Genomic DNA, 18,241 nt, shown 5'->3' with positions numbered 1-18,241 from the left:
CGCATACGTTTCATATAGGAGTCACGGATGGGTATCGTCAAGATTTCAGACCTGATGCACGAGAACCTGCGGGTGGCGGGCAGCGCGCTCAGCAGATCCATCAATGCACAGGCAGAACACTGGATGCGGGTCGGCATGCTGACCGAGCTGTACCCGGAGTTGAACCACCGTGAGATCAGCCAGCTGCTGATACGGGCGGAACTGGCGGGCGGGCTGGACATTTCCGTGGCGGCCGGTGCGCCACCGGACAAACCCCGCGCCGCCGCGTCCGCTGGAAAGCACTGATGGCCCGCGACGTCGTCATCAAGTCCGCCGAAGACATCGACAAGTCGAGGCGGGCCGCCCAGCTGGCCGCGGAGGTGCTGAGCATGATCGGGCCGCACGTGGTGCCCGGAGTGAGCACAGAGACGCTCGACCGCATCTGCCACGATCACATCGTGAACGTACAAGGCGCCATTCCGGCCAATGTGGGATACCAGGGCTATCCCAAGACCATCCTCACCTCCGTCAACCAGGTGGTGTGCCATGGCATTCCCTCGGCAGACCGGATTCTGAAAAAGGGCGACATCGTCAACATCGACGTCGCCGTCATCAAGGACGGCTGGTTCGGTGACACCAGCCGCATGTTCTTTGTGGGCACCCCCAGCACGCTGGCCCGGCGGCTGGTGGAAACGACGTACGAAGCCATGGTGGCGGGCATCCGGCAGGTGAAGCCGGGCGCCACGCTGGGCGACATCGGCCACGCCATCCAGACGGTCGCTCACCGCGCGCATTTCAGCGTGGTGCGCGAGTACTGCGGACACGGTATCGGGCAGGTCTACCACGAAGACCTGCAGGTGCTGCACTACGGCAGCCCCGGTGAAGGACTGACGCTGGAGCCCGGCATGGTGTTCACCATCGAACCCATGATCAATGCGGGCAAACGCGAGGTCCGGCAGTTACCCGATGGATGGACGGTGGTGACCCGGGACCGCTCGCTCTCTGCCCAGTGGGAGCACATGGTGGCGGTGACGCCCGACGGGTACGAGGTGCTGACGGCCTGGCCCGGCGGCACGGGTGATTACCCACCGGTTTGAGCCGGTTCAAACAGCCACACGATCCGGTAGCAGACGGTCGTATTCGCGCTTCACCACGGCGTAGCACTCGCAGGTGCGGCGCTCCAGCCCCGGGCGGTCCAGCACCGAGATGTGTCCCCGCGCATAGCGGATGAGGCCGATTTCCTGCAACTTGTGCGCGGCTTCGGTGACACCCTCGCGGCGCACGCCCAGCATGTTGGAGATCAGCTCCTGCGTCATCACCAGTTCGTTGCCAGGCAGGCGGTCCAGGCTGAGCAACAGCCAGCGGCAGAGTTGCTGGTCCAGCGTGTGGTGCCGATTGCACACCGCGGTCTGGCTCATTTGTGTGATCAGCGCCTGGGTGTAGCGCAGCATCAGGTGCATCACCGGGCCCGAGCGCTCGAACTCCAGTTTGATCGCGTCCGCGCGCAGCCGGTAGCCCATGCCCGCGCTTTGCACCACCGCCCGGCTCGGCGTAGAGCCGCCGCCCATGAAAATGGCGACCCCCACCACACCCTCGTGACCGACCACCGCAATTTCCGCTGACGAGCCGTTCTCCAGCACATACAGCAGCGAGACGATGGCGTTGGTGGGGAAGTGAACGTAGTGCAGAGGCGCACCGGACTCGTACAGCACCTTGCCCAGCGGCATCTCACAAAGCTCCAGCTGAGGCTGCCAGCGCAGCCACTCGGCATCTGGCAGTGAGGCCAACAGCCGGTTTTCGCGTGGGTCGACGGGTTCGGTCAATGGGCTTGCCTCCGGGATGCCTGTTTTCGCGGGACAGGGCGCAATGTGGATTTTCAGTTGTATTCCTTTTGCGGCCAAGAGGGTAGAACCGTCCGTCTTCTCGGACCCGCACATTGTGCGGCCTATCCCACAGCGACGCCTGCAACCGCGCCCCGATAATCGGGCATGAGTCAACACCCAGGTTCCGGTATCGGTGCGAGCACCTCGAGTGCCGTTCGTGCCGTGGGTCTGGGGGCGTCGGCCGGAGGCCTGAGTGTGCTCGAGCAGTTCCTGGCCCATGTGCCCGCGTCAAGCGGTCTTGCTTACGTCGTCGTCCAGCATCTGGATCCCACGCAGAAGGCGATGCTCGTTGAGCTCCTGCAGCGCTCAACGCCCATGCCGGTGCTAGAGGCAACCGACACGATGCGCCTGGAGCCGGACACGGTCTACGTCATTCCGCCCAACAAGGAGCTCACCGTGGCAAGCGGGCTGCTGCACCTCGCAGAACCCGTGCAACCCCGGGGCATGAGGCTGCCCATCGATCTGTTTTTTTCGTCGCTTGCGCGTGACCAGGGCGAACAGTCGATTGGCGTGGTCCTGTCTGGCATGGGGTCAGACGGCACATTGGGGTTGCAGGCCATCAAGTCGCAGGGTGGGTTGACGCTGGCGCAGTTGCCTGAGTCGGCGCAGTTCGACTCCATGCCAAAGAGCGCCATCGCCGCAGATTGCGTCGACATCGTCGGCCTTGCCGCCGAACTGCCTGAGCGCATCATCCGCATCATCGAAGAAAAGAACGACCAGCCGCTGTTGCCTGAAGACGATGCCGCCGACAACGGGAAATCGCTGGGATCGATCCTGCGACTGCTGAAAGAGCGCAGCAAGCACGACCTCTCTGACTACAAACCCAGCACGCTGCGCCGGCGAATACAGCGACGCCTGGGCGTGCACGCACTGGCCACCCCTGAGGCGTACGAACAGTTCGTGCGGGAGAACCCGCAAGAACTGGACCTGCTCTTCAAGGAGATGCTCATTGGCGTCACGAGCTTCTTCCGCGACCCTGCGGTCTGGCAGGAACTCAAGGACGATGTCATGCCCACACTGCTGGCGCGCAGCCCGCCGGGAGCCCGCCTGCGTGCCTGGGTGGTGGGCTGCTCCACCGGCGAAGAGGCGTATTCGCTGGCCATGATCTTCAGCGAAGCGGTGGCGGCGCTGGCTGACGGCGAAAGCCGTTCACTGCAGATCTTCGCCAGCGACCTGAGCGCCGACGCCATCAACGTCGCCCGCAGGGGCTTTTATCCAAAGACGATCGCGGGCGACGTCGATCCGACCCGGCTGCAGAGGTTTTTCACGCCGCATGGTGAAGGTTTTCTGATCAACAGCGAGATCCGGGAAATGGTGCTGTTCGCGCAGCATGATGTGATCCTTGACCCGCCGTTCACCAAGCTGGATCTGCTCACATGCCGAAATGTGATGATCTATTTCAATGCGGCGCTGCAAGGTCGCCTGATTCCCCTATTCAGCTACAGCTTGCGCCCGGGTGGCGTGCTGATGCTGGGAGGCTCCGAGACGATCGGGAAGTCACAGGCGCTCTTCACGCCGATGAGTCAGAAGTCCAGGCTTTACTGGCGCAGTGAGAATCCGGTCAACGCGGGCTCCATGTACTTTCCGACCAGCCCTCGCCGTGCAACGAACCGGCATCCCCAGGAGTTCAAGGTGTCCCCTTCGACCGCGCTTTCCGCCAATCTGCAGACCCACGCCGAGCAGGCGCTGCTGCAAGAGTTCTCCCCCTCCGCCGTGCTGGTCAACGACCAGGGCGACGTCGTCTACATCAATGGAAGCGTAGGCAAGTACCTGGAGCCGGCGTCCGGCAAAGCCAACTGGAACATCCATGTGATGGCCCGGCCCACCATCCGGACGCAGATTGCGGCGGCGCTGCGACAAGCCTTGCAGAACAAGGACCGTGTGGAGCTGCGCGGCCTTAGGCTGACCGACGAGCCCACGCCAACATCGCTGGATGTGACCGTCAAGCTGATGCAGAAACCCCATTCCCTGGCTGGCCTGGTCATGATCGTTTTTCATGAGGTGACGGCGCCGCCGCCGGCCAAGCGCGGGCGCAAGGCCCCGGCGGGCGTGGCAGACCCGCAGATGGTCGAAGAGCTTCAGCGGTGCAAGGACGAGATCCACGCCCTGCGCCAGGAGATGGGGGCTTCTGCCGAAGAGCTGCAGGCGGCCAACGAAGAGCTGCAGTCCACCAATGAAGAACTGCAGTCGGCCAACGAAGAGCTGACCACCTCCAAGGAAGAGTCGCAGTCGATGAACGAGGAGCTGCAGACACTGAACCAGGAGCTGCAGACGAAGCTGGACGATCTGGCCCTTGCGCAAAGCGACATGCAGAACCTGCTCAACAGCACCGACATTGCCACGCTGTTCCTCGACAGCGAATTGAATGTGCGCCGCTACACCGAGCAGATCACGCGCATCATCCACCTGCGCGAAGGTGACATCGGCCGGCCGCTCACCGACCTGGCCAGCACCCTGAACTACCCCACGCTCAATGACGACGCCAGACAAACCCTCAAGACATTGACATTGACGGAAAAAGAGATCACAACCTCAGATGGCTTCTGGTTCCTGGTGCGCATCAAGCCCTACCGGACATTGACCAACATGATCCAGGGCGTGGTCATCACACTGATCGACATCACCGCCGCCAAAAAGCTCGAAGCGCGCCTTCGCAAGGGGTAGCGTCAGGACCCAGCGTTGGGAACTCACTTATCGGGACCATCCATGCCACACCCCGCTGATATCTCATCCCATCTGTCAAGCCTGCGCGAACGCGCGATGACGAAACTGACAGGCGGCGTGCGAAGCAATCTCTCGCGCGCCAGCCCATCGGAGGCGTTGGGTGCGCTTTTCAAGCTGGCGTCTTCCCCCGACACCGCCAGCGATGCTCTAGCGATGCTGCACGAGCTTCAGGTTCACCAGGTCGAAGTGGAGATGCAGCAGGATGAGCTGCGCCGCTCCCGGGTTGAGCTGGAGCGCAACCTGATCCAGCAGACCACCCGCGTCGAGCATGCGCCGGCCGCCTTTCTGGTCGTCGATCGGGCCACCGTGGTGAACGAAATCAACCTGGCAGGCGTGCGGCTGCTGGGTGCTGCGCGCCCAGCGGTGCTGGGCCGGCCGCTCTCCGGCTTCCTTGCACCGTCCTGCAGCGATGCCCTGCAGCGCATGCTCACGCGGGCACGGGACGGCACGCTGCCTGAGCCCGGCGAGTTGCAGCTGCTGCCCAAAGGCGGCGTCGGTCAGAAGCTGCTTTGCACCGCCGGCAGGGGGGCAGCTTCGGGGCAGTTCGATCTGGTGCTCATGATGCTGCCGTCGAAAATCCAGGGGTCACCAAGCGTGTGACGCCCGTCGTGCACTTTCGGTGCCTTGGAAGATCCAACCCGATTGAAAATTCAAACCATTGTGGAAGGCCATAGGCTGGAGAATCCGTGAATGACTGAAGTTGTATCCCCGGCGCACATTGCCGAATCGCTGACTGAACTCTGGTCGCCACGCGTAGTGGCCGAACTGGACGACTCCTACGTCAAAGTCGCCAAGGTACAGGGAACCCTGGCCTGGCACAGCCACGAACATGAGGACGAGCTGTTCTACATTCTCAAGGGCTCGCTCACCATTGAAATGGAAGACCGAACCGTGGTTCTTCACGAGGGCGACACCTTCGTTGTTCCCAAGGGGGTTCGACACAACCCCGTGGCGGAACAAGAGTGCCACATCATGCTCATCGAGCGCAAGAGCACGCTGCACACAGGCAACGAAGTGACGGCGCAGACGCGCAGCCTGGCAGAGCAACTGCGCGCGGTGTAGCACCATGTTCGACCACGTCAAATTCGGCGTCAGCGACTTTGCAGCGAGCAAAGCGTTTTTTCTCAAGGCGCTTGAACCCCTTGGCGTCGCTGTGGTGGCAGAAGGCGCGCCATCGTACGGCGTTGAGCTGAGCCCGCCCACGGGCGGGGTTTCGCTGTGCCTGTTCCAAACCGATGAGAAGCCCGCGCATCTTCATCTGGCGTTCAGGGCCAACAACCGCCAACAAGTCGACGAGTTCCATCGCGCGGCGCTGGAGGCCGGAGGCAAAGACCATGGCGCGCCGGGATTGCGCCCCCAGTACCACGCGAACTATTACGCCGCTTTTGTCATTGGACCGGATGGGCACAACATCGAAGTGGTTTGCAACGAACCTGAGGCCTGAGCCTTCCACCCGCCCGTGCCAGCGAAGCCGACGCTCGGATTTCTCGCCGCCAGCAAAAGCCCCTCGTCCATCCAATGAGGCGATGACCGACAAGCTGCGCCGGCCATATGCCCTCAAGTCAGACAACAGGAGCAGATATGGAAAAAGTTCTTGGAATCGGTGGCCTGTTTTTTCGCGCCCAGAACCCTGAAGCACTGAGCCATTGGTACACGGAGCATCTCGGCATCGACATTCTTGAGGCGGTCTGGCAGCAGCAGGCAGGGCCAACGGTCTTCTCCCCCTTCAAGCAGGACACCGAGTACTTCGGTCGTCCGCAGCAACAGTGGTTGATCAACTTCCGAGTGGCGAACCTCGATGCGTTCGTCGCCCAGCTCAAGCGCAGCGGCATCGAGGTGGAACAGAGACCCGATGAATGGGATTCAGAAGCGGGCAGATTCGCCCGCATTCAGGACCCTGAGGGCAACCCCATCGAACTCTGGGAGCCTGCAAAGGTCGATTGACGCTTCCGCCTGGCACGACGCGTGGCGGCACGCACACCCGGGTAGCAAGGTTCAGTTCGCCTCGCCCGTCATCATGGCCGTGTAGCGCCGCTGCATCTCTTCCGGCGTCACCTTCTCGATCGAATGCCCGATCAGCCAGGCGTGGCCAAACGGGTCGCGCAAGCGGCAGGAGCGCTCACCATAGAACTGGTCGGTGGGCGGCATCAGCATCGTCGCGCCGGCGACGACCGCGCGTTCGCCCATCTCGTCGGCGTTGTCCACGTGCAGGTGAATGGTGCAGCCGGTGAACTGGTCGCCCTGCGGCCCCACCATGCCGTATTCGGGAAACTCGTCACACACCATCAGCACCGCAGGGCCGATCTGCAGTTCGACGTGACCGATGCGGCCCGACGGCTCGACCAGCCTGAACAGTTCGACCGCGCCAAACGCTTCCTGGTAGAAGCGGATGGCGGCGACGCTGTCGCGCACCATCAGGTAGGGGTAGACCTCGTGGATCTGGTTCATGGCATCTCTCCTTTGAGCGGCAACGTGCCGCGAGGATCGCAGTCTAGGTACAGAGGCTGATCATGTATTGGATATTTTTTTCGGTCCCATCCTCACCCATCACCTGCCGGATCACACACGGGATTTGAGCTTTCATGCAGCGCCACGTGCGTGGGCATGTCGGCGTGCACCGGCGTGTACTGACCCGGCGACATGCCCGCCATCTGGCGGAACTCGCGAATGAGGTGGGACTGGTCGAAGTACCCCGCATCCACCGCAATGCCGGCCCAGTCGCGCGGCCCGCACCGCACCAGCGTGGGCAACAGCACGCCCAGGCGCAGCACCCTTGCGTAGCGTTTCGGCGTGAGCCCCACCGCCGCCTCGAAGCGGCGAATGAACTGCGCCGGCAGGTGGCCGGCAGCGCGCTGCACCGGTTGCACCCGCGCAAGCGCCGGGTCTTGCCCGAAAGCCGCAATGGCACGCACAGCCAATGGATCGGGGGGTGCCGCCTGTTGCAGCCGACGCACGAGATGGCCCTGCAAGTGCAACAGCGCGCGCTGCGGGGAGCTGGCCGCCTTGAGCTGCTCCTGCAGCGCAGGCGCAGCCGGGCCCCAGAGGTCTTCCAGCAGCTCGGTGCGGTTGCGCAGATGGGGCAGCGCACCACCGAAGAAAGCGGCCGCGCCGCCGGGCTTGAACTGCACGCCGATCACCACCGACGGCCCCCCGGTGCCACGCAAGCCAAAGCGGTCGGAAGGACCCTGCACGATCGGGCCGTGCAACCGGCGCGCACACCGATCGTTCACGCTTTCATAGCGAATCAGATGGTCCTGCAGCAGCGGGATGACGATGTGTGCGCTGCCGGTGGGAAGGCTGCGCTCGCGCGTGTGCGGCAAGGCGCCGCGCTCGCTGTACCAGAGGCTTTCGACGAAAGCGTTCAGCGGCGCGGAAGGTCGAAGGTTCAGGAACATGGGTGAGTCCTGGCGGCAGGTTGCAGGTGGCGGTCTCAGTGAAACCGCCCAACACAGGTTCTACTACAAACCTGCCTGCTGCACTGGCTGCATGGTTCCTCCCCGACAGCACCTGCTAACTGCTTTGCGGCTATTGGCAGAATGCCGTCCTGAACGCCTTCTTCCTGGCCACTGTGGGCCACACGACACACACATCGCTGAGACCACGCACACCATGCGAACTGTCCTGACATCCGGCCTGATCACCCTGGCGCTGTTTGTGGGGCTCGGCTGGTATCTCGCGCCGCTGGAACCCGGCGTGGTGGCGCTGCAGTTCGCCTTCACGCCCTCGGCCTTCGCCGAGGTGCTCTCCCACTGGTCCACCGAAGACCTGATTCGTTATCGGCAGCACCTGCCGGTGGACTTTCTCCTGCTGGTGGCCTATGGCCTGTTTGGCTATCTGTTCGTCACAAGGTCTGGTGTGTGGGGCGCCAGCAGCCCGTCTGTGCGCCGGTTGGCCACCTGGTGCCTGCCGCTCGCCGCACTGTGCGACGCCGCCGAGAATGCCCTGCACGGGTGGTTGACCGTGTTGCCGCGCCTGGCAGATCCGTGGGTCTACGCCGCGTCGGCGGGGTTTTCCAGTCTCAAGTGGGCGCTGATCGCCGCCTTCGGCTTGCTGCTGATCCGCGCCCGGCTCAGGCAGCACAAGCCTTAGGCGTTGCTGCGTCGGCATGCTTGTGGTCAAGCTGCCCCCGGGGTGGCCATGGCCTTCCATAGAAACGAGAATGCAGACATGGCAGAAATTCTGACCTCCGCATTGCGGCATCACCACCGCTTTCACCACGGCAATGCAGCGGGCGAGCGGGGCACCCGCGCCGTGATGTGGATCACCGCAGCCACCATGGTGGTGGAAATCACTGCGGGCTGGTGGTTCAATTCCATGGCCTTGCTGGCGGACGGCTGGCACATGAGTACCCATGCCGTGGCGCTGGGCGTGAGCGCCCTTGCCTACGCCGCCTCTCGACGCTACGCCGAAGACCGCCGCTTCGCCTTCGGCACCTGGAAGATCGAAGTGCTGGGCGGTTTTGCGAGCGCCCTGTTTCTGCTGGGGGTGGCGGCGTTTATGGTGTTTGCGTCGGTGGAGCGCATTCTTCAGCCACAGAGCATCCGCTACCAGGAGGCCATCGCCGTGGCGGTACTGGGCCTGGTGGTCAACATCGTGTGTGCGCTGATCCTGGGAAAGGCGCACCACCAGGGCCACCCCCATGACCACGGGGCACACAATCACCACCATCACGGAAGCGCGCCTGCCCACGACGATCTGAACCTGCGCGCGGCCTATCTGCACGTGGTGGCCGATGCCGCCACCTCAGTGCTGGCCATTGTGGCACTGGCCGGCGGCTGGTGGCTGGGCTGGGCCTGGCTGGACCCGGTGATGGGCGTTGTGGGCGCCGGTCTGGTGGCCTATTGGGCCAAGGGCCTGATCGTCGCCACCAGCAAGGTACTGCTGGATCGCGAAATGGACGACCCGGTGGTGGACGAGATTCGCGAAGTGGTGGAAGGCGCTGGTCCTGAAGGTACCGTCACCCTCACGGACCTGCACGTGTGGCGGGTGAGCCGCGAGTCGTACGCCTGTGCCATTGCGGTCTCCACCAGCCTGCCCGATCTCACCCCCGCCAGCCTGCGCCGCCGCCTGGCCGTGCACGACGAAGTGGTGCACGCCACGATCGAGATTCACCACGCATCGCACGCGTAGAACGCGATGGTGGTGGCGTGTATTCGCACACGTGGTGATGCCCAGGGCGGCCACCCGGAACCCATCTGAACAAGCCACTTCAGAAGAGCGCTGACCAGGCTGGGCCATGGGCAATGACGCTTACCCCAAACAGGTGACGGATCCCCAGAAAGAGAGATTCCTTCGCCTTGGCGAGCGACCCAGAATGCCCTTGAGGAGTGCGTGGCCACTTACGTTGCCGGGCATGCCTCAGGGGTGACGGGCGCACCCAGCCATGTCTGGCACGGGCGCAGCGGTCACGATGCATTGGTCAGATTTTCGGGTTTTCAAACCCCGGGGGGACACACGATGAACACTTCCGACAAGGGCGCGTCGGCGCTCACCTTCAACCATCCTGCCAACGGCCCCAGCCGCGTCGACCCGACGTTGGCCGCCGTGCGATGGCGCGACAAGTTGTCGGCCGAGGAACGCACGAAAGCACTGGCCGATGCCGGCCTGCAGCTGTTTGTTTTGCCCAAACAGGGCGACGCGCCGCTGGTGCAGGTGAACCAGACCGAGGGGCTGTCCTGGGTCTGCAACAGCAGCGGTGACGCGCTGCCCGCCGCCGCACTGAAGAAGCTGGAAGCCAGTCCGCTGGTGCAGTGGGTGATGCCCGCGCTGCGCCCGGAGTCGGCCGCGTCTGCCAAGCGCGGTGCCGAGCTGTCGCCTGGCGTGGGCGCCGACATGGCCGCCTTCACCGTGAACCCGACGCGACTGTATGTGCGCCAGGCTGCGTTCGATCAGGGTGGCGGTGCGGGCGCCTTGCCCAAAGGGCTGAACGTGCCGTCCGCCGGGCCGACGCGGCTGCGTGGCTACGTCACGCTGCAGGTGGACGATGCGAGTTTTGCGGCCGGGCGCACCGCCATGCACCTGGGCAGCACGCTCGCGCCAAGCCTGAAGCTTGCAACCCCGGCCGACATCCGCTTTGAAACCATTCCCCTGCTCTCGCCCATGGCGCATGCCATGCACGCCGAAACGCGCCCGGCGCGGAGCAGCGGCGCACTTTCCTGCCGGCCACCGAGCGAGCCCTACACGCCCAACGACCCGATGTTTGGCACGCAATGGGGGCTGCAGCGCATCCAGGCGCCGCGCGGCTGGCAGATCGCACGCGGCGTGCCCAGCGTCACGGTCGCGGTGATCGATCAGGGCGTGGAGCTGGGTCACCCGGACCTGTTGCTGCATCCGAACTCGCTGAACGCGTCGAACGACCTGCCCGATGGCAGCCCTGTGGGCAACCACGGCACGCCTTGTGCCGGCATCATCGGCGCGCGCATGGACAACGCGCAGGGCCTGGCCGGTGTGGCCGGCGGTGTGCAGGTCATGGCCATTGCCACCTCCACCTGGGCCGATGCCGACATCGCCGAAGGCCTGTACTTTGCGGCCGACCAGGGCGCGCAGGTGGTGAGCATGAGCTTTGGCGTGTACCCCTCCTGGGGCATGTGGGACTTCGACCTCATCCGCGACGCCCTGCAGTACGCGCACGAACAAGGCCTGGTGCTGGTGGCCGCATCCGGCAACGAGAACTGGAACCAGTCGCGCTTCCCGGGCAGCGACGCGCGCACGCTGTGCGTGGGTGGCAGCAACCGATCGGACGAGCGCAAGCGCAACGGCGACACATCGATCGAACCCTGGTGGGGCGCCAGCTGGGGGCCTGATGTCGACGTGGTCGCGCCTTGCCTGGAGATCGCAGCCACCGACCGTCTGGGCGCTGCGGGCTACACGGCCACTGACTATACCGACCGCTTCAACGGCACCTCGTCGGCCACGCCGCTGGTCGCCGGCCTGGCCGCGCTGCTGAAGTCGATGAGCCCAACGCTGAGCAATGTGCAGGTGCGCAGCATCATCGAACGTACCTGCGACAAGATCTCGCCGGCCCTGTACACCTATGCCAACGTGGCCGGCAAACCCAGCGGCACCTGGCACGAAGAAGTGGGTTATGGGCGCGTGAATGTGGAGCGCGCGCTGCTGGAAGCCTGCGCCGAGGGCTGCGACTGCGACGCTGGCTGCAGCGGCTGCGGTGGTGAATGCATCGAGCCCACGCCGGCCCCGTGTCGCGGACCGGCGCCGGTGCCCTGGCTGCCCTTTGACCGCTGCATGTACTTCTACGAAGCGCGCACTTTCGACGGCGGCAGCAGCGCCGTCAACAACGGCGTCGCTGCGGCGCAGCGTCTGCGACTGCGTGTGACCTACCAGCACTGCCTGAAGCTGGTCGGCCGCCAACAGGGGCCACTGCTCTACACCACCACGCTGCTGCCGGGCGAGCAGGTGCGGCTGTTCGAATACGACCGTTACCGCCGCACACGCGCAGAGACGCAGCGCGTGTCGGTGCACACCTCGCTGCGCCAGACCCTGAGCGCGCTCTCGCAGAGCCGGCGTTCGAGCGCAAGCTCGGCCTACTTCGACACCATCAACGAAATCCGCACCCACGCCGACAGCTCGGTATCGGCCGGTGGCGGCCTGGCGGGCTTTTTTGGTGCGCCCACGGTCAAGGGCGAGTTCGGTGTGGACACCGAAACTACGGTGGCCAGCGGCGGTTCTGTGCGCACGGCTTCCGAACAGTTCACGCAGATGGCGCTCACCGCATCGCAGGCCATCGAGGCCGAGCGTTCGCTGGTGGTCAGCACCTTTGAAGAGCAGGAGCATGTGAGCACCACCGCGCGCCAGCTGCACAACGCCAACCACTGCTACGCGGTCACCTACTACGTGCGCCGAGTGATGGAAGCCTACGAGGTGCATTCGCGCATCGAGTCGGTCGAATGGCGACTGGGCGACGGCATGCCCTGGCGCTCGGTGGACGACCTGGCCGGCCTGCCCGACGCGCTGCAAAAGATGATCGGTGAACTGGTCAACCAGCTGCACAAGGACGGCAATGCCACGCGCGACGCCCGCTCCATCACCGTGCCCACCGACGGCACCGTGTACGAGGCCGAGCTGGCGCACTGCGCGTCCTGCGAACCGGTGCGCCTGGCCGAAGACCAGGTGCGGCTGGAGCAACTGCGCCTGCAGGCGCGCCGCGCCTGCCTGGAGACCGAACTGCTGGAACTGGAGGTGGAGCGCCGACGCCGCGCCGGGCCAGACGCCACCGGCCTGAACCTGGGCACCTGGACGCTGGGTGGTGTGGCCCTGCCGGTGGTGGACGACGGCGGTCATTCCCACTGAACTGCCGAGCAGCCGGCCTGCCTCGCGAAGTTGACGAGGCAGGCCGGCAGTTGCCATGGCCATTCAACCGGCCCTGCGTTCATCACTTGCCGTCCGCATCAACGATGAACAGACACGCCGCCAGCGACAGGCCCGCCGTGATCAACATGACACTCAGCACCGCCATGTGAGCATTCAACGGGTTCACGACCAGCCCTGAGAGCCAGGCGACGACGCCGGCGCCCATCACCGTCACGGCCGCAGCCAGGCCCGATGCCGTGCCCGCGAGTTGGGGATGCAAGGACAAAACCCGGGCGTTGGCCACCGGCATCGTCAACCCGTTGCCCAGACCGACGAACACACAAGGGATGAAGAACGCGAGCGGGTGCATCCAGCCTGAGGCCACGAAAACCATGCCGCCCAGCAGACCCATGCAGGTGAGCACACGCCCTGTCAGCATGAAGCCGATTGCTGGTTGCCGCGTGCTGGCGCGTCCCACCAAGTGGCTCCCCAGGATGAAACCTGCGGGAACCATGCCCATGTAGAAACCCAGCGCTGCGCTGGATGTGCCCCCCAGCTGTGCCGCCACCAGGGGCGCTCCGCCCAGAAACACATACAGCGTGCCAATGGAAAGCGCCATGCACAGCACGTGCGCCCAGAACAGGGGCGCCCGGCACAGCTCGCCGTAGTCCCACATCTGCGGTGTCAGGGCAGCGCTTCGGTGAAGCTTGGTCTCCTTCAAATGGAATGCAACAAGGTACAGACCACTGACACCCAGGACGGCAAACGCAATGAAGTTGGCGCGCCAGCCGAACCCGGTGTCAAGAAAGCCGCCGATGGCTGGCCCGATCATGGGCGCCACGGCCCAAGCCGAGGAAACGTAGCCGATCCGGCTTGCGACCATGCCCTCGTCCGATGTGTCGTGAATGATGGCCAGGGAAACGGCATACCCGGCGATCACGGCGCCCTGGAACAACCGACACAGCAGGAACGTGGTGATGTCGGTCGCCAGGCCGCAGCCCATGGACGCAATGGTGAAGATCGCCAGGGCGAACAGCGCGACGGGTTTGCGGCCGAATCTGTCTGACAGCGCACCCGCCAGCAGGTGCGTGACGGCAGTGGCCATCGCGTATCCGGCAATGGCGATGTTGACCAGCGCGAAGTCTGCGTTGAGGTCTTTCGCGATGTTCGGCAGCGAAGGCACGAACATGTTGATGGGCAGCACCGCCATCGCAGACAGGGAAACCAGGACCACCAGACGCGGGGACTCCTGTGAAGGCATGGCAGTTGTACTCCTTGGCACGGCGCCATCAACGGGTCTTGAAGGCGCCTTATGGATCAAATCACCGAAGGTCGTGCGGTCGCGCGACCTTGATCTGCTCGTGCCGGGTCAACAGGAGTCGTTCGTCGTCGGGCCTGGTGTGGTCAACGACATGCTGCGGGCAGCCCGTCAACTGCCTTGCCGGATTCTGCCGCAATTCCGAGTTCACATCAGCGCCCCAACCACTCAGCGCTTGACGCAGTGGCGTTCGATCGATATTCTTCGATTAACTAATAAGTTAATCATTAAATATCAATGTCCCTTGACAAGATCTTCGAAGCGCTGGCTTCTGCACCGCGGCGACAGATACTCGCCTACCTATCCGAGGCAGAGCTGACAACCACGCAGCTGGCAGAGCGTTTTGCCATGAGCACGCCAGCCATCTCCAGACATCTCTCCATTCTTGAAAACGCCGATCTGGTCAGCAGCGAGCGCCAGGGCCAGTTCGTTATGTACCGGCTCAATCGCGACAAGCTGGTCAACCAGCTCACTGGCTATGCGTTCGAGTTGTGCCCGGTTGGCCGCCCGCTCAAGCGCGAGTCACGGCAGATAGCAAAGAAGAAAAAGCCAACGTGAGCGCCCCATACGAGCAGCCCGCGAGTCTGCTGCAACACCGCATCCAATCAAACGACTGCGACAGTGTGGTGCGCGGCAGCGTGCGCTATGCTCCGCTCAAGTCGCTGTGGTTCAACGGCATGGCTTTTGCAACACTCATCGGCGGCGTGGCCACGTTCACTTGGTCAGGCCTCTTCATCTTTCTGGCCTCCACCGGCGCGGTGCTGCTGCTGGGGCATTCCTTGGGCAGCCACCGCAAGCTAATCCACGACAGCTTCCAGTGCCCCAAGTGGCTGGAGTACACACTGGTCTATCTCGGTGTGCAGGTGGGGCTCGCAGGCCCATTGGGCTTGTTGCGCCAGCATGATTTGCGCGACTACGCACAGCGCCTGCCCGACTGCCACGACTACTTGCGGCACGGGCGATCATTTCTGGTAGACGGATGGTGGCAGTTGAACTGCGACTTGCAGCTGGCGAACCCGCCGGCCCTCCGGCTTGAAGCACGCATTGCCAACAACCGGTTCTATCAATTCCTCGATCGCACCTGGATGGCGCAACAGCTGCCGGTGGCGGCGATGTTCTACCTGTGTGGCGGCTGGTCATTTGTGTTTTGGGGCGTGTGCGCGCGTGTCACCGTGTGCGTGCTCGGCCACTGGCTCATTGGCTACTTCGCGCACAACCATGGCCCCATGCACTTCGAGGTCCGTGGTGCTGCCGTGCAGGGTCGAAACATCCCGTTCACATCGCTGCTGACAATGGGGGAGTGCTGGCACAACAACCATCATGCGTATCCGGGTTCAGCCCGCCTGGGTCTGCAACCCGGTGAATGGGATCCTGGCTGGTGGGTGCTTTCGCTGTTGCGCCGCGTGGGCCTCGTGCATTCGGTGCGCCTGCCGGAAGATTTGCCGAGCCGGCCCGAACTCGTTCGCCTGGACCAGGCGAGCGCCGCTGGGCAGGCGGTCCGTGCGTGATTAACGAAGAGATTGACATCGATGAGAACAAATCCACCACAGCTGCCGGGCGAAGACAACGCCAGTACCGAGGGGGACGTGACGCAGGCCGACCAGACGCCGGCAACGGCGCCACGAAAGCTGCCATATTCCAAGTGGTGGCCACTTGCAATAGGCGCGCTCACGGGCATCGTGTTGCGGCTGATATTTTCCGGCGAGCCGGGCGGCGCCTACACGGCCATGACGGGAGCGTTCGTCTACCTCGCGCCCCTCGCCGTGGGTGCCGTCACGGTGTATGTTGCCGAGGCGAAGCAACGACGCACATGGTCGTACTACGTCTGGGCGCCGATGGTTGCCAACACCCTGTTCGTCCTGGGCACGATGGCGATCCTGATCGAGGGTCTTATCTGCGTGATCATCATCATTCCTTTGTTCTGCGCTCTTGGTGCGTTGGGCGGTTTGCTCATGGGCGGAATCTGCCGCGCCACGCAGCGGCGCCGGGAAGCGGTGTACAGCTTCGCCGTGCTACCCATCTTGCTGGGCTTCCTGCCCACCCATGAGGCCAGCCTCCAGCGCATTGGAACAATCGAACGCACCATCGTTGTGGAAGCATCGCCCCAACAGATATGGCAGCAGATCCACGAGGCACGCGACATCCGGCCCGAAGAAGTGGGCCATGCATGGATGTACCGCATTGGTGTTCCGCTGCCGATCGCAGGCGTCACGCAGGAAACGCCAGAGGGTTTCGTGCGCAAGGTATCGATGGGCAAGTCCATTCATTTCGAACAGGTGGCCACCGAGTGGCAGGAAAACCGCTTCGTGCGGTGGGTCTACCGGTTCAATGAAAACTCGTTTCCGCCCAACGCACTGGACGACCATGTGACCATCGGCGGCCACTACTTTGATCTTCTGGATACGTCGTACAAGCTCTCTCCGATCGACCCCAAAACGACAGAGCTGAACATCAGCATGCGCTACCGGGTCAGCACGCAATTCAACTGGTACGCGGATGGCGTGGCGAAGTTCCTGATCGGCAACTTCGAAGAAGTGATCCTGGACTTCTACCGGCGGCGTGCCGTTCGGGTAGGTTGAGCCGGCTTTCGACCCGGAACGGTCATCTGGCCAAATGTCGCAAAGCCGCCATTCCAGTTGCAGCGGTCGGCAGGTTTTGCCTCACCACCTGGGTGCTCACAAGTAAACTGTCCAACCACTTTCGTGCCCGCCCCGCCAAGGCGCTCAGGCGCCGGGAGTCCAGTCGGGTTTGTCGGATCTGTTTAACCTTTTCGCCCACGCTGTGTATTGAGCTACAGGGTTGATTTCATACAAATTTCGGGAATGCCATGCGACTTTGTTTAACGACCGCGATTGTGGATATCTGGTGTTTTGCCGTTTAAATCAAAGTTGTTCCGCATGAGTGAATCATTGAAACTTGTAGCTAGTCCTTGGAATGAGTCTGAAGGCACCTGCGCGTGCTGTGGAAAAAGATCGAAGACGATCTGGGGCGACATATCCGCTGATGAGGTGGCCGTAGCCGCCTACTTTGTTCAATGGACGGTGGACGCGCCGGAACACATGCCGAACTTCGACTTTGTGATCGGTCGTTGGGGCGATGGCGCAAGTGTTGAAGACAGGTTCTTGGTGTCATTGGTGTTCAAACCAGGGCGCGATGGCGGATCGTTCATGGTGATCGACGGCAAGGAGCGTTGGAAGAAACACAGTAAATCTTGTGCGCGAGCGATGCAGCGTGCGGAAGTCGTTGGCACAGACCTGGCCGCCGACGTCTTTGCTCTTGTAGACACTCTCTGGCTGACCGATGGTCGTATGGCCGAAGTGCGGGAGCTCAACAATGCGGAATAACAAACCGGCCCAGCACGGACGGCCTGCGGCCTCCGCTGGCCTTAGTCGTTAGCCGTCATGAGTGACCGAGCTGTCATTGCTTCCGCAGGAAACGTCCTGCCTGCCGCCTTTGCTGCCTTGCGCTCGCTCGGATATGCGGTCTCGCTCACAGGCAACGGTCGTCGCTGGAAGGCGGAGAATAATAGCCTCACGCTCATCGCTGAAGACCCGCTGCTCCTGCTTGGTCTCGCCAAGCTGCATGAGATGCGAGGGAATGAGTGGCAGCCGACTGAAGCTCAGGTTGAAGAATACCTATCGTTCGATACAGCCCAGAGTGAAGGCGCCGATGACCAAGTTGCTGTATGGGAAGAACAGGGTGCCGTACATGTCTTTTGTGTCAGTAGCTTCGGTGATCCCGTTGAACTTGGCGAAGTGGAGGCCAAAGCGTTCGCGGACCGATTGAACAAGGCCATAGGCGCGGCGAACTCAGAATGACGGCTAACGATTCCTATATGGACTCCCCCACAACGGCAAGGGATTGACCGATTGGGGACCAGTGGGTAAAGCACCTGCAGTCGTATATCCGGCATCTGGTGTGGACTCGTTTTTGGTCCGTGCCGACATGGAATCTGCGTCACCGCGTCGCCACACGATGCAAGCGGCTGTTTTCAAGCCGGAAGAGTTATCGGCGTTGTGCGGTGTGGGAG

The 18,241-nt window shown here is 63.2% G+C and carries 19 protein-coding genes; 15 read left to right on the top strand and 4 right to left on the bottom strand.

Annotated elements, in window-relative coordinates:
* Window positions 1–27: 27 nt before the first annotated feature.
* Both J2W49_RS17680 and map read left to right on the top strand, forming a co-directional pair.
* Window positions 28–285 (top strand): ParD-like family protein, encoded by a 258-nt coding sequence (locus J2W49_RS17680; RefSeq protein ID WP_310319247.1) that lies wholly within the window; start codon window positions 28–30, stop codon window positions 283–285.
* Window positions 285–1,076 carry a type I methionyl aminopeptidase gene (map, locus tag J2W49_RS17675; protein WP_310319244.1) on the top strand — a complete coding sequence of 264 codons (792 nt, stop codon included), beginning with the start codon at window positions 285–287 and terminating at the stop codon, window positions 1,074–1,076. The genes J2W49_RS17680 and map overlap by 1 nt, the downstream gene beginning before the upstream one ends.
* Before the next feature lie 6 nt (window positions 1,077–1,082).
* Here map and J2W49_RS17670 read toward each other — a convergent pair whose 3' ends face one another.
* A complete protein-coding gene (locus tag J2W49_RS17670) occupies window positions 1,083–1,802 on the bottom strand; it encodes a Crp/Fnr family transcriptional regulator (RefSeq protein WP_310319241.1) in 720 nt (239 codons plus the stop codon).
* A gap of 165 nt (window positions 1,803–1,967) precedes the next feature.
* On the opposite strand from J2W49_RS17670, the gene J2W49_RS17665 reads away from it, so the two are divergent.
* From J2W49_RS17665 to J2W49_RS17645, 5 genes are all read left to right on the top strand, one after another.
* Window positions 1,968–4,526, top strand: a complete 2,559-nt coding sequence (locus J2W49_RS17665; protein ID WP_310319237.1) for a chemotaxis protein CheB — start codon at window positions 1,968–1,970, stop codon at window positions 4,524–4,526.
* A gap of 96 nt (window positions 4,527–4,622) precedes the next feature.
* Complete coding sequence (locus tag J2W49_RS17660) at window positions 4,623–5,186, top strand: PAS domain-containing protein (protein WP_310319234.1); 564 nt, start codon at window positions 4,623–4,625, stop codon at window positions 5,184–5,186.
* A gap of 90 nt (window positions 5,187–5,276) precedes the next feature.
* Window positions 5,277–5,648, top strand: a complete 372-nt coding sequence (locus J2W49_RS17655; RefSeq protein WP_310319231.1) for a cupin domain-containing protein — start codon at window positions 5,277–5,279, stop codon at window positions 5,646–5,648.
* 4 nt (window positions 5,649–5,652) lie between these two features.
* Window positions 5,653–6,030, top strand: coding sequence for a VOC family protein (locus tag J2W49_RS17650; RefSeq protein WP_310319228.1), 378 nt, complete (start codon window positions 5,653–5,655; stop codon window positions 6,028–6,030).
* 137 nt (window positions 6,031–6,167) lie between these two features.
* Window positions 6,168–6,530: a VOC family protein gene (locus J2W49_RS17645; RefSeq protein ID WP_310319225.1), complete on the top strand. Its 363-nt coding sequence runs from the start codon at window positions 6,168–6,170 to the stop codon at window positions 6,528–6,530.
* 51 nt (window positions 6,531–6,581) lie between these two features.
* On the opposite strand, the gene J2W49_RS17640 is transcribed toward J2W49_RS17645, so the two are convergent.
* Window positions 6,582–7,034: a VOC family protein gene (locus tag J2W49_RS17640; protein WP_310319222.1), complete on the bottom strand. Its 453-nt coding sequence runs from the start codon at window positions 7,032–7,034 to the stop codon at window positions 6,582–6,584.
* Between the two features lie 92 nt (window positions 7,035–7,126).
* Complete coding sequence (locus J2W49_RS17635; protein ID WP_310319218.1) at window positions 7,127–7,981, bottom strand: helix-turn-helix domain-containing protein; 855 nt, start codon at window positions 7,979–7,981, stop codon at window positions 7,127–7,129.
* Between the two features lie 214 nt (window positions 7,982–8,195).
* Here J2W49_RS17635 and J2W49_RS17630 point away from each other — a divergent pair, with 214 nt between their 5' ends.
* The 3 genes from J2W49_RS17630 to J2W49_RS17620 all read left to right on the top strand — a co-directional run bounded on the left by J2W49_RS17630 (window position 8,196) and on the right by J2W49_RS17620 (window position 12,893).
* Window positions 8,196–8,675, top strand: coding sequence for a hypothetical protein (locus tag J2W49_RS17630; protein WP_310319215.1), 480 nt, complete (start codon window positions 8,196–8,198; stop codon window positions 8,673–8,675).
* A gap of 78 nt (window positions 8,676–8,753) precedes the next feature.
* On the top strand, window positions 8,754–9,716 hold the full coding sequence (gene dmeF, locus J2W49_RS17625) for a CDF family Co(II)/Ni(II) efflux transporter DmeF (RefSeq protein WP_310319213.1): 963 nt from the start codon (window positions 8,754–8,756) through the stop codon (window positions 9,714–9,716).
* 327 nt (window positions 9,717–10,043) lie between these two features.
* Window positions 10,044–12,893, top strand: coding sequence for a S8 family serine peptidase (locus J2W49_RS17620; RefSeq protein ID WP_310319211.1), 2,850 nt, complete (start codon window positions 10,044–10,046; stop codon window positions 12,891–12,893).
* Between the two features lie 82 nt (window positions 12,894–12,975).
* Here the strand turns inward: J2W49_RS17620 and J2W49_RS17615 are convergent, their stop codons facing one another.
* The gene (locus tag J2W49_RS17615; RefSeq protein WP_310319208.1) at window positions 12,976–14,154 is read right to left on the bottom strand and encodes an MFS transporter; all 1,179 of its coding nucleotides are present in this window, start codon (window positions 14,152–14,154) and stop codon (window positions 12,976–12,978) included.
* Between the two features lie 294 nt (window positions 14,155–14,448).
* On the opposite strand from J2W49_RS17615, the gene J2W49_RS17610 reads away from it, so the two are divergent.
* The 5 genes from J2W49_RS17610 to J2W49_RS17590 all read left to right on the top strand — a co-directional run bounded on the left by J2W49_RS17610 (window position 14,449) and on the right by J2W49_RS17590 (window position 18,029).
* The gene (locus tag J2W49_RS17610; protein WP_310319205.1) at window positions 14,449–14,769 is read left to right on the top strand and encodes a metalloregulator ArsR/SmtB family transcription factor; all 321 of its coding nucleotides are present in this window, start codon (window positions 14,449–14,451) and stop codon (window positions 14,767–14,769) included.
* A complete protein-coding gene (locus J2W49_RS17605; protein WP_310319202.1) occupies window positions 14,766–15,719 on the top strand; it encodes an acyl-CoA desaturase in 954 nt (317 codons plus the stop codon). The genes J2W49_RS17610 and J2W49_RS17605 overlap by 4 nt, the downstream gene beginning before the upstream one ends.
* 21 nt (window positions 15,720–15,740) lie before the next feature.
* Entirely contained in the window at window positions 15,741–16,790 is a 1,050-nt protein-coding gene (locus J2W49_RS17600; protein WP_310319200.1) for an SRPBCC domain-containing protein, read from the top strand.
* Window positions 16,791–17,108: 318 nt separating this feature from the next.
* Window positions 17,109–17,555: a hypothetical protein gene (locus tag J2W49_RS17595; RefSeq protein ID WP_310319197.1), complete on the top strand. Its 447-nt coding sequence runs from the start codon at window positions 17,109–17,111 to the stop codon at window positions 17,553–17,555.
* Window positions 17,556–17,612: 57 nt separating this feature from the next.
* On the top strand, window positions 17,613–18,029 hold the full coding sequence (locus tag J2W49_RS17590) for a hypothetical protein (protein WP_310319192.1): 417 nt from the start codon (window positions 17,613–17,615) through the stop codon (window positions 18,027–18,029).
* Window positions 18,030–18,241: the final 212 nt, after the last annotated feature.

It is taken from the genome of Hydrogenophaga palleronii (assembly GCF_031457455.1).
GTDB classification, from domain to species: domain Bacteria; phylum Pseudomonadota; class Gammaproteobacteria; order Burkholderiales; family Burkholderiaceae_C; genus Hydrogenophaga; species Hydrogenophaga palleronii_A.
Note: the sequence above shows the minus strand (reverse complement) of the source record. Positions and strands in the feature narration are given on the sequence as shown.